Origin of the sequence: Microbacterium sp. UMB0228, assembly GCF_002871415.1 — a bacterium.
Classification (GTDB): domain Bacteria; phylum Actinomycetota; class Actinomycetes; order Actinomycetales; family Microbacteriaceae; genus Microbacterium.
Window position 1 is genome coordinate 266781 of record NZ_PNFU01000001.1, and the last position, 10630, is coordinate 277410.

General features: G+C 73.4%; 14 protein-coding genes. All 14 read right to left on the minus strand.

Annotation, left to right across the window (positions count from 1 at the left end; translation table 11 throughout):
• On the minus strand, positions 1-1034 hold a 1034-nt coding region (locus CJ226_RS01400; protein WP_102208104.1), incomplete at its 3' end, for a flagellar hook protein FlgE.
• A gap of 25 nt (positions 1035-1059) precedes the next feature.
• Positions 1060-1518 (minus strand): flagellar hook assembly protein FlgD, encoded by a 459-nt coding sequence (locus CJ226_RS01405; protein ID WP_025104356.1) that lies wholly within the window; start codon positions 1516-1518, stop codon positions 1060-1062.
• Between the two features lie 14 nt (positions 1519-1532).
• Entirely contained in the window at positions 1533-2897 is a 1365-nt protein-coding gene (locus tag CJ226_RS01410; protein WP_102208105.1) for a flagellar hook-length control protein FliK, read from the minus strand.
• Positions 2894-3316, minus strand: coding sequence for a hypothetical protein (locus CJ226_RS01415; protein ID WP_025104354.1), 423 nt, complete (start codon positions 3314-3316; stop codon positions 2894-2896). Before CJ226_RS01415 ends, CJ226_RS01410 begins: the two co-directional genes overlap by 4 nt.
• Positions 3313-4605, minus strand: coding sequence for a FliI/YscN family ATPase (locus CJ226_RS01420; protein ID WP_062635817.1), 1293 nt, complete (start codon positions 4603-4605; stop codon positions 3313-3315). Before CJ226_RS01420 ends, CJ226_RS01415 begins: the two co-directional genes overlap by 4 nt.
• Positions 4602-5210, minus strand: a complete 609-nt coding sequence (locus tag CJ226_RS01425) for a FliH/SctL family protein (protein WP_102208106.1) — start codon at positions 5208-5210, stop codon at positions 4602-4604. Before CJ226_RS01425 ends, CJ226_RS01420 begins: the two co-directional genes overlap by 4 nt.
• On the minus strand, positions 5200-6204 hold the full coding sequence (fliG, locus tag CJ226_RS01430) for a flagellar motor switch protein FliG (protein ID WP_062635821.1): 1005 nt from the start codon (positions 6202-6204) through the stop codon (positions 5200-5202). Before fliG ends, CJ226_RS01425 begins: the two co-directional genes overlap by 11 nt.
• Positions 6201-7823 (minus strand): flagellar basal-body MS-ring/collar protein FliF, encoded by a 1623-nt coding sequence (fliF, locus tag CJ226_RS01435; RefSeq protein ID WP_062635824.1) that lies wholly within the window; start codon positions 7821-7823, stop codon positions 6201-6203. The genes fliG and fliF overlap by 4 nt, the downstream gene beginning before the upstream one ends.
• The gene (gene fliE / locus CJ226_RS01440; protein WP_102208393.1) at positions 7823-8083 is read right to left on the minus strand and encodes a flagellar hook-basal body complex protein FliE; all 261 of its coding nucleotides are present in this window, start codon (positions 8081-8083) and stop codon (positions 7823-7825) included. The genes fliF and fliE overlap by 1 nt, the downstream gene beginning before the upstream one ends.
• Before the next feature lie 41 nt (positions 8084-8124).
• Positions 8125-8520: a flagellar basal body rod protein FlgC gene (locus CJ226_RS01445; RefSeq protein WP_025104348.1), complete on the minus strand. Its 396-nt coding sequence runs from the start codon at positions 8518-8520 to the stop codon at positions 8125-8127.
• Positions 8517-8858 (minus strand): flagellar basal body rod protein FlgB, encoded by a 342-nt coding sequence (gene flgB / locus CJ226_RS01450; RefSeq protein WP_025104347.1) that lies wholly within the window; start codon positions 8856-8858, stop codon positions 8517-8519. Before flgB ends, CJ226_RS01445 begins: the two co-directional genes overlap by 4 nt.
• A 112-nt stretch (positions 8859-8970) precedes the next feature.
• Entirely contained in the window at positions 8971-9267 is a 297-nt protein-coding gene (locus CJ226_RS01455) for a hypothetical protein (protein WP_062635827.1), read from the minus strand.
• Positions 9264-9650 (minus strand): flagellar export chaperone FliS, encoded by a 387-nt coding sequence (fliS, locus tag CJ226_RS01460; protein WP_102208107.1) that lies wholly within the window; start codon positions 9648-9650, stop codon positions 9264-9266. Before fliS ends, CJ226_RS01455 begins: the two co-directional genes overlap by 4 nt.
• Before the next feature lie 2 nt (positions 9651-9652).
• Positions 9653-10630 (minus strand): flagellar filament capping protein FliD (gene fliD / locus CJ226_RS01465; RefSeq protein ID WP_257996437.1); only part of this gene is annotated, 978 nt, incomplete at its 5' end.

Genomic DNA, 10630 nt, shown 5'->3' on the forward strand with positions numbered 1-10630 from the left:
ATCTCGAGCGCGCCGCTGATGATGCCGCCGAGGCCGCCGGTGCCGGGCTGTCCGAGCTCGGCCTGACCGGAGTTGCCGCTCGGGCGGAACTGCGAGGAGCCCACCTTCTCCAGGCCGCCGGGGTTCACGAATCCGGCCAGCGCGATGCGTGCCAGCACCTGGGTGTCGCCGTTGCTGAAGGTGCCGACGAGGCTGCCGTCGTTCGTCAGGGCGTAGGAGCTCAGCGTGCCCGCCGGCTTGCCGTTCTGCTCCTTGATCGCGATGTCGCTGACGTCCGCGAAGCCGGTCACACCGGACAGGTCGACGGTGACGCCGCCCGACACGATGCTCCCGGCGCCGTTCTGCACCCCGTCGGTGAAGGTCAGTGCCGTGCTCGCGCCCGCCCCGTCGGTGACGTCCCACCCGGTCGCGCTGCGCGTGAACGTCAGCCGCAGGGTGGACGCGGAGCCGTCGGCGCCGTAGGTCTTGATGTCGCGCACGAGCGTCTCGCCGACCGCGGCGCCGGAGGGCAGGTTGCCGGTGGCGCGCGCGGTGGTGGTGGCGGCCGCGGGGCTGAGGGCACCGACGGGGAGGGTGATGTCCCCGATGCCCTGACCGGGGACGATGGCCCCGTTGCTGGCGGTCCAGCCCTGGACGAGGGCTCCGCCGGCGCCGACGAGACGGCCGCTCGCGTCGAACGTGAAGCCGCCGTTGCGGGTGTAGAGGGTCTCGCCGCCGGAGCGGACGACGAAGAAGCCGTCACCCGAGATCATCAGGTCGGTGGGGACGCCGGTCGGCTGCGGGGCTCCTCCGGCGAAGTTGGTGCTGATGCCGGCGACCTGCACGCCGAGTCCGACCTGGGCGGGGTTCTGCCCGCCGGCCGCCTGCTGCGGCAGCATCGAGTTGCGCAGGAGCTGGGAGAGCGAGTCCTGGAATTGCACGGAGGACGCCTTGAAGCCGGTCGTGTTGACGTTGGCGATGTTGTTGCCCGTGACGTCGAGCATGGTCTGGTGCGAGCGGAGTCCGGAGATTCCGGAGAAGAGGGAACGGAGCATGGTGGTGCCTTTCTGGGGAGCGGGGTCAGGCAGCGGTGCCGGGGACGAGGGAGACGCCGGAGATCGCGTCGAGGGGGATCGACTTCTCGCCGATGGTCACGGTGGGGACGGCTCCCGCATAAGAGACCGCGGTGACGACGCCCTTCTGGGTGACGCCGTCGGCGTCGACGTACTGCGCCTCCTGTCCGAGGAGGGCGGCGGCGGTCTGCCGCATGCTGAGGGCGAAGCTCTCGGTGCTCGTCGACGCGAGCGCCGTCAGCTGTTCCATCGAGGCGAGCTGCGTCGTCTGGGAGATCATCTCGTTGGTGTTCATCGGCGAGCTCGGATCCTGGTTGGTGAGCTGGGTCACGAGCAGCTTGAGGAACACCTCCGAGTCGAGGGTCTTCTTGCGCTCTGTCGCCGGCGTCGTGCTGCCGGTCTGCACACCGGACGTCGGCGTGGCACCCGGGGGCAGGGTGCCGGTGATGGAGTCGACCGTGGTCATGGAGTCCTCTCTGATCAGGCGTAGACGTCGATGCCGCCGGTGGGTGCGGCGGGCGGTGCGGGCGGGAGCGGGGAAGCGGTCGGCGCCGAGGCCGGGGGACGCGGGGTGGTCGGCGGGCGCGGGGTGTCCGGGTCGCCGTTCTCGGTCTGGCCGTGCGTCGTCGCGCCGTGCTGGGGCGAGGAGGACGAGCCGTCCCCGGTGCTGAGGCTCAGGGTGGCGTGCGGCGCGGCGACCGCGAGGTCCCGGCGGAGATCGACGAGGAGGGCGCGCAGGGCGTCCCTGCCGATCTCGCTCGGGGCCTGCAGCTCGATGCGGAGGGTGGAACCGGCAATGTGGGCCCGCACGGTGACGGGACCGAGGTTCTCCGGCGAGACGGTGAGCGTGATCCGATGATCGCCGTCGGGGGCCTGGGCCAGGGACAGCACCGGCACCGCCACCTGGGGGAGCAGAGCCGGTCGGACCGGCGTGGGGACAGCGCTCGGCGGCGCGACGGGAGCGGTGGCCGTGGCGGCGACGGGGCTCGGCGCGGGCGTGGACCCGGCCGCGACCGGGTCGACGGCGGTCGGACCTGCGGGGGTGGCGGCGGACGGCACCGGGACGGAGGGCGTCGCGAGCACCGGAGGGGTCTCCGGGACGGTCGTGGCCTCGGTCGGGAGCGCGAGCGCGGCCGTCGCTCCGTCCGGCGCCGGGCCGGCGAGGCGGGACGTCCTGCCGTCCGATCCTGCGCTCGTCCCGCCGTCCTCGCCGGTACGCGCGCCGGCCGCTGCCTCGATGGACGAGGAGGGCGGAGACGGCACGACCGCTCCGGTCGTCGGAGGCGCGGTCGATGGCGTCGACGACGCGAGAGCGGGGGCCGACCGGACCGCTCCGGCGTCGACCGGTGCCATGGCGGACGCCGTGGGCACCGCCTCCGCACGAGGAGGCGTCGCCGCGGAGGAGGCGGACTTGACGGCGGGCAGGGGGAGCGCGTCGGTGCCGGAGATGGCCGGACCCGCCGGAGACGGAGGTGCCGGATACGGAGTCGCCGGAGTCTGCTCTCCCTCGGGCGGCGTCGGAACCGCCGTCGGGCCGGCGTCCGGCGGAACGACAGTCGGGATCGCGGGCGGCGCGACCACCGACCCCGAGGGCGACGGGGCCGGGAGCGGAAGCGGCGTGACGACGGCTCCGTCGGCGGGAACGGCCGCGGTGCCGTCGCTCCCGGTGGCCGCGTCGGTCGCGGGGTCCTCGGGCGACGCGGGGCCGGCCGGCTCCGTCTCCCGCGCGGCATCGCGCACGGCGTCGGCGAAGGCGGCGGCTCCGGGGGCGCCGCCGCGGCCGGCCGGGGCTGCGGAGCGCGGAGGGCGCACGTCCAGCGCGGCGAGGAGGTCGAGAGCGGTCATGCCGAGCCCTCCGTCCGGGAGCGGGAGGCGATCTCGTCCAGCTCCGCCTGCTCGGCGTGCAGGTCGGCGGCGCGTACCGCCTCGGCGTGGCCGTCCGCGAGACGCTCGAGGCCGCGCAGCGTGCGCCGAGCGTCGGCGTGCGCGGACCGCGCCTCCGCGACCGTCTCCTGCTGGAGGGCGGACAGCGTCGTGAGGTCGGCCAGCAGCGCCCGGCCGGAGACCCGGGCCGCCGCGAGCGCCGCGAGCGCACGGACGTCCACGGCCTCCGTGTCCGTGCCGGCCAGGTGCGCGCGCAGGGCCCGGTCCCTGGCCTCGGTGTGCTGCGCGTCGATCACCGCGCGCGACAGACGCTGCGCGGCGGCGCGTTCCTGGATCTCCCGGACGCGCAGGAGACCGGCGAGCGAGAACCCTCTGCTCATGAGACCCCCTCGAAGGCGGAGACGAGGCTCTCCAGCCGGGCCCAGGAGTCGTCGATCGCGCTCGTCTCGTCGAGCGGCTGGGTGAGGAACGCCGAGATCGGCCGTTCGTGGGCGATCGCCGCGTCGATACGGGCGTCGGCGCCGGCGTGGTAGGCGCCGATGTCGATGAGGTCGTTCGCCCGGCGTCGGGCCGCGAGCACGGCGCGGAGGGTGGCCGCCTGTCCGCGGCGCTCCCGGCTCGTGATCTTGCCGGCCACGCGGGACACGGACCCGAGGACGTCGATGGCGGGGTGGTGACCGGCGAGGGCGAGGGCGCGGTCGAGCACGACGTGGCCGTCGAGGATGGAGCGGACGGCGTCGGCGATCGGCTCGTTGTGGTCGTCGCCGTCGACGAGCACGGTGTAGATGCCCGTGATGGAGCCGGTGCGGTCGGTGCCGGCGCGTTCCAGCAGTCCGGCGAGGAGCGAGAAGGTGGAGGGCGGGTAGCCGCGGGTGGCCGGCGGCTCGCCCGCGGAGAGCCCGATCTCGCGCTGGGCCATGGCGACGCGGGTCAGCGAGTCCATCATGAGGATCGCGTGCGCCCCGTCGTCGCGGAAGGCCTCCGCGATCCGGGTGGCGGTGAAGGCGGCGCGGATGCGGGCCATCGCCGGCTGATCCGAGGTGGAGACGACGACGACCGAGCGGGCGAGTCCCTCCGGGCCCAGGTCGTCCTCGATGAACTCGCGCACCTCGCGACCCCGCTCGCCGACGAGGGCGATGACGGTGACCTCGGCCTCGGTGCCGCGGGCGATCATCGACAGCAGCGAGGACTTGCCCACGCCCGATCCCGCGAAGAGCCCGACGCGCTGACCGCGGCCGACGCTGACGAGGGTGTCGAGCGCGCGCACGCCGAGGGGGAGCGGGGTGTCGATGCGATCGCGCTCCATGATCGAGGGGGTGTCATGATCCAGGCTCACCTGCGGCGCCGCGAGCGGACCCTTGCCGTCAATGGGACGCCCGAGGCCGTCCAGGACCCGGCCCAGCAGCGCGCGTCCGGTGGGAACGCGCACCGGGCCGCCCCGGCCGCGCACCGGGGCGCCGACGGTGAGTCCGGCGACCGGGGCGAGCGGCATGCAGCGCAGCCCGTCTTCGCCCGTCGCCACGACCTCGGCGTCGATGCCGTCGAGCGTCACCACGTCCCCGATGGCGCCGTCGAGCCCGCGCACCTGCACGCTGAGTCCGCGCACCTGGGAGACCTCGCCGATGCGCTCCGGCCGCGCCGCCTCGAGCACCGCCGCCCAGGAGCTCACGACGTGCCCTCCGCGAGGGCGCGGCGCGCACGCTCGAACGCCGTCCCGACCCGCGCGTCGATGACGCCGTGCGCGAGCACGGCCACGGCGTCGCCGCGGGCGAGGGTGTCGTCGGCGACGAGCGGGAACGCGGCGAGGTCGTCTCCCGTCTCGGCGGCGAGGAGCCGGAGATCCTCCGGATGGACGCGGAGGCTGCGTACCGCGGCCGGCGCGGTCGCGCTCAGGGCGCGGCGGGCCGCAGCGGCCGCCGCGGTGCCCGCATCGCTCAGCTCGGCCGCGAGGAGGAGCTCCGCGAGGTCGATCGCGTGGGCGAGCACCTGCGACGTCGCGGCGGCCTCCAGCTCCGCCTCCCGCTCCGCCAGGGAGCGTGCCGCGGCGTGCAGGGCCGCCACCGCGGCGGCCATCTCCTCGGCGCGATGGCGCTCCCGCTCCGCCTGCTCGGCCGCGGCGGCGCGGTGCGCGGCTTCGACGTCGGCCGTGCCCGCCCGGAAGCCCGCGGCGTGGCCCTCGGCGTACCCGCGGCGGCGCGCGCGCTCCTGCTCCCCGCGGTGGTCCGAGCCGCCGAGCCGGGGGAACGCGGCGGGGGCGAAGGCGTCAGTAGACATACTCGTCCTCGTCGGCCCGCTGCACGGTGATGTCTCCGGCGGCCTCCAGCGCCCGGATCGTGCGGACGATCTCGGCCCGCGCCTCCTCGACCTGGGAGACGCGCACGGGGCCCAGCGTCCTGGCCTCCTCGTCGAGGTTCTCGCGGTTGCGCTCGGACACGTTGCGGCGGATGAGATCGACGATCGGCTGCTGGGCGCCCTTGAGGGCCAGCGCCAGCGACCGGATGTCCATGCCCCGCAGCACGCGCTGGGTGTCCCGGTCGTCGAGCTTGACGATGTCCGCGAACGTGAACATGCGCGAGCGGATGTCCTCCGCGAGGGCGCTGTCGCGGTCCTCGATGCTCGCCAGCAGGGCCTTCTCGATGGTGGCCCCCGAGCGGCCGATGATCTCCACGAGCGGCTCGACGCCGCCGAGCACCTCGGGGCTGTCCCGCGACGCGAGGCTGCCGGTCCGCGCCTTGAGGGCGTCGGCGACGATGGCGATGGCCTCCTGGGAGGCGGTGCCCATGGTGGCGATGGCCTGCGCGACGTCGGTCCGGGCGGGGTCGGGCAGCGCGGCGAGCACGGCGGCGGCCTGATCGGCGGGGAGGTGCGCGAGCACGAGTGCGACGGTCTGCGGCAGCTCGCCGTCCAGGAGCGTGGCGAGATGGGCGGCGTCGGCCGAGGCGAGGAAGTCGAACGAGGCGCTCATCGACGTGGAGCCGACGCGGCCGAGCACGGCGGCCGCCCGCTCCGACCCGAAGGAGGCCTCCAGGAGCCCGGCGGCGATGTCGCGCCCGCCGCGGGCCGGGGGCAGGTGCCCGGCCGCGATGCGATGGAACTGTCCCAGCGCCTGGGCGGTCGTCTCCGCATCGAGGTCCTGCAGCCCGATGATCTCGGCGGCGACGGCCTCGGCCTCGGTCTCCGAGAGATGCTTCATGACCTCGACGGCCTGCGCACGGTCGAGGTTCATGAGGACGATGGCGGCCGTCTGCCGATCGGTGAGTCCGCTCATGCCCGTGACCTGTCGTCGATGAGGGTGCGCAGCAGCTCGGCCGTGCGCTGCGGGTCCTGCCGGGTGAGGGCGTCGATCTCGGCACGGCGGCGCTCGAGGCTGATCTGCGCGGGCTCGGGCTCGGGGTCCGGGTCGAGATCCGGCACCGGCTCGAGGAAGGCGAGCGGGGTGGTCGGAGCCTCCAGCACGGCCGTCGGCGCGTCGGCGGAGAGCGCGGCGAGCTCGGCGGGCCGGTCACCGAAGAGCTGGTCGAACTCCTCCACGCCCGCCGCCTTCCGTCGGGACCGGATGATCAGCGCGGCGATCGCGGCGATGAGCGGGATGGCGATGGCGGCGGCGATGATGACGGTGTTCAGGAGCGCGGCCTGACGGGCGCCCTCTTCGGCCTCCTTCGCCGCCTGCAGCGCGGCCTGGGCGGCCTCGGCGTCCGTCTGGCTGAACGCGACGAGCTCGACGGCGAGTTCGTCGCCGCGGGTGCGGTCGATGCCGGCCGCGGTGGCGACGAGGTCGCTGAGCTGCGCGGAGCTGAGGTCTCCGCCCGCGCCGGCGTCCACGGCGACCGACACCGACTGCCGCAGCAGGTTTCCGGCGGGGGTGGACGTGCTTTCCGTGGCCTTGTTCACCGCGTTGGTGCGCGTCTCCTCGGAGGACCGGTAGGTGCCGTCTCCGTTCCCGTTCGGCACGGCGATGTTGTCCGGACCCAGGACCCCGGCCTCGGAGGTGGAGCCGTTGCTGTTCTGCTCGCGGACCTCTTCGGTGAGAGGTGGTGCGCCCTCGGCCGGGGTGTAGGTCTCCTCGACGCGTTCGTTCACGGAGCGGTCGATCTCGGCGACCACCGTCACGGTCGCGTTGCCCGGGCCGACCACGGTGTCCAGCATCTGCTGCACGCTCGCGGCCACGCGGGCCTCGTAGTCGCTCGCCTGCTGATCGAGGCCGCCGGTGGCCCCGCCACCCACGGTCGACAGCGTCCGCCCGGTCTGGTCGACGACGGCCACGTTCTCCGGCTTCATGCCGCTGACGGCGGCCGAGGTGAGGTGCACGATGGCCTCGACCTGCTTCTGGTCGAGCGTCGTGCGTCCGGCGGTCTCCACGAACACGGAGGCCGTCGCGTCGACGGTCTCCGACACGAAGACGCTCTCCTCGGGGATCGCGAGCTGCACGGAGGCCGCGGAGACGCCGTCGATCGCGGAGATCGTGGCGGCGAGCTCGCCCTCGATCGCGCGCTTGTAGGTGACCGACTGCTGGAACTCGCTCGTGGTGACGCCCATGTCGTCGAGCAGCGAGTACCCGGCCGATCCGGCGCTCGGCAGTCCGGCGGAGGCGGCGGCGAGCCGCTGGTCGTAGACGTCCTTCTCCGGGACGAGCACGGTGGCGCCGCCGTCGGCGAGCTCGTAGGGGACGGAGGCGGAGCGCAGCTGCTCCACGACGGCGTTCGCGTCCGTGGCGTTCAGCCCCGAGAACAGCGGTGTGTACGTGGGGCGGGTGAGCCAGCTGGACAGGGCGATGATGCCGAGCGCGAGCACGGCGATGCCGATGATGGCGATGGTCCGCTGCGCGAGCGAGAATCCGGCGATCACCCGCCGCATCCGCTGGAACGCCCCGGTCACTGCCGGGGGCATCAGGCCTGCATCCGCATGATCTCGTTGAACGCGTCGACGCCCTTGTTGCGGACGGCGGCGACGAGTTCGAGCGTGACAGCGGCGCGCGAGGAGGCGATCATCGCGGCGTGGATGTCGTCGAGGTCGCCGGTCACGGCCGCGACCTTCAGGGCGTCGGACTCGGACTGCAGCGAGCGCAGCTCGTCGATCGCTCCGGTGACGCTGTTGGCGAAGGCCGTGTCGTCGCCGGTCTTGGCGCCCGTCACGGGCGAGGTGGTCATGCCGAGGGACGAGGCGACGGCCTCGATGCCGGCCACGGCGCTCACGCGTTCCGCCCGATCTGCAGCGCGGCCTCGTAGGAGGTGCGGGCACGGTCCACGATGGCCGCGCTCGCCTGGTATCCGCGCTGCGCGAGGATCAGCTGGCTCATCTGGTCTCCCAGGTCGATGTCGGGGTAGCGTACGTAGCCGTCGGCGTCGGCGAGCGGATGGTCGGGCTGGTGCACGAGCCGGCCCTCCGCGTCGCCCTGGACGGTCCCGGCGACGTAGACCCCGGGGGACTGGTCGCTGGTCTGCGCGAGGATGTAGCGCGCCCGGAACGCCGCGCCGTCGGTCGACGTCGCGGTGTTGATGTTGGCGATGTTGTCGCTGATGGCGTCGAGCCACTTCCGGTGCACGGTCAGTCCCGTGCCGGCGATCCCGATGGCGTCGAAGGTCATGACGTCCTCATCGCGGTGCGCATCGACGAGAACGATCCGTTCACGGCCTGCGTCGCGAACTGATAGCGGAGCATGGTGTCGATGCTGGACAGGGTCTCGGTGTCGAGGTTCACGTTGTTGCCGTTCAGCCGCGTCGGCTCGAGCGATGTCCCGACCGTGGCGGACACGTCCCCGTCACCGGCGGCGATCGAGTCGGCGAGCGCGGCCTCGAACTGCACGCGCTTGGCGTGGTAGTCGGGGGTGTTGATGTTGGCGATGTTGTCGGCGATGGCTCGCTGGCGCAGCGAGAGGCCGTTCAGCGCACTGGTCAGTGCGGTGATGGTCACAGAGTCGAACACGAACCGGCTCCCCGTGTGTGGGTGAAGTGGCCGTTCCCTGGCCGAGTCTTGCGAGCCATCCGTGCTCTCGGGAGACTGTCGGCCGTCCGTGCGGTTTCGTTAGGAGGGCTCCTCACCCGTCCACGTCGAGGTAGGCGGGGGCATCGGGGGAGCGGGGCGCCGGCACCCGCCGGACGGCGCCGAGGTGCTGCCGCAGCCCCTCGAGCTCCGAGCGGGCGCGCTCCATGGCGGCGTGCTGCCGGTCGATCACCGCGCGGGCGCGATCGGCCAGGTGCGGGGGGAGCGGGGAGGACGGCGGCGCCCAGGGGATGATGTCGTGCACCTCGACGGCTCCCGCCGGCGCGGCCAGGATCCGGTCGGCGTCCGCTTCGAGCCGGTCGAGCAGAGCGGCCCAGTCCTCGTCCGTCATGCGCGGACCTCCGCGACGGCCAGGGCGGCGGCGTGCCAGGCGTCGCGCAGCGGCACGACGAGCTCGCGGCAGGCATGCGTGCGCTCCGGATCACGGCCGATGTTGGCGCCGATCAGCGTCTGCGAGAGGAAGACGTACAGCGAGCGCAGCCCGGCGCTGCCGCTCCAGTCGTCGGTGAGGGACGACGACAGCTCGGCCACGATCGCCTGCGCGTGCAGGAGCTGGGTGTTGGCCTCGGTCCAGTCGGCCGCCCGCTGCGCCGTCTCGGCCCGTTCGATGTCGAGCAGGAGCCGGTCGTAGAGCATCGTGACCAGGCGCTCCGGCGGGGCGGACAGGATGGCGTCCTCGCGGTACCGCTGCTGGGCACGCAGGGCGGCGTTCATGCTCACGAGTCCGACCCGGAGCGGCTGCTCGGCAGCGCGTTGATCTGGGAGGCGAGGTACGACGACTGCGACTGCATCTGCGACAGCATCACCTCGAGGCGCGCGTACGTGCGCTCCAGCGACGCCTTGCGCTGCGCGAGGCGCACGTCCCAGCGCTCCATCTGCTCGCCGAGGCTCTTGACCTCGCTCTCCTGACCCGTGATCCGCGAGGTGAGCAGCCCGTCGTACTTGTCGGAGTACGAGGTCGCCGTCTGCTCCACGCGTGCCGCGACCGCGGAGAAGAGCGCGCCGACGGCCGCGGGGTCCTTCGCCAGCGCCTCGGAGAACTTCTCCTCGTCGAACGTGAGCTTGCCGTACATGTCGGTCGAGATGCCGATCGTGGAGGGTGAGACGCCGTCCACGGGGTGCTGCACGGCGTCGGCGAGGGCCGTCCGCAGACCGCGGATGGTGCTGTCGCCGGTGAAGACGCCGAGTGTCGTCTTCTCGCCCTGTCCCGCGGCGACCGTCGCCTTCGAGCCGTTGTCGATGCGGGTGAAGATGTCGGTGAGGAGGGCGATGAACTCGCCGGAGGCCTTGGTCCTGGCCTCGCCGTCGACGGCGACGGTGACCGTGACAGGGGTCGTCGAGACGGTGGAGACCGTGACGTCGACGCCCTCGAAGAGATCGGTGAACGTGTTGCCGGACGAGGTGATGACCTGTTCGGCCGCCGTGCCGGCCCAGAGGCGCAGCTGTGCATCCGTGCCCGTGGCGATGACGGCGGCGCCCGGCTCCGTGGACACGTCCGTGGCGGTGCCGGCGGCCACCGCGGCGAGGTCGCCCGCGTAGACGCGGAAGCGACCCGCCTCTCCGGACTCCTCGGCCCGGAGCTGCAGGCGGTAGACGGGGGTGCCGTCGGCATCCTTGCCGGCGGGGACGGCCGTGGCGAGGACACCGGTGTCGGCGTCGTTGATGGCCTGGGCGATGTCCTGCATCGACGTCGA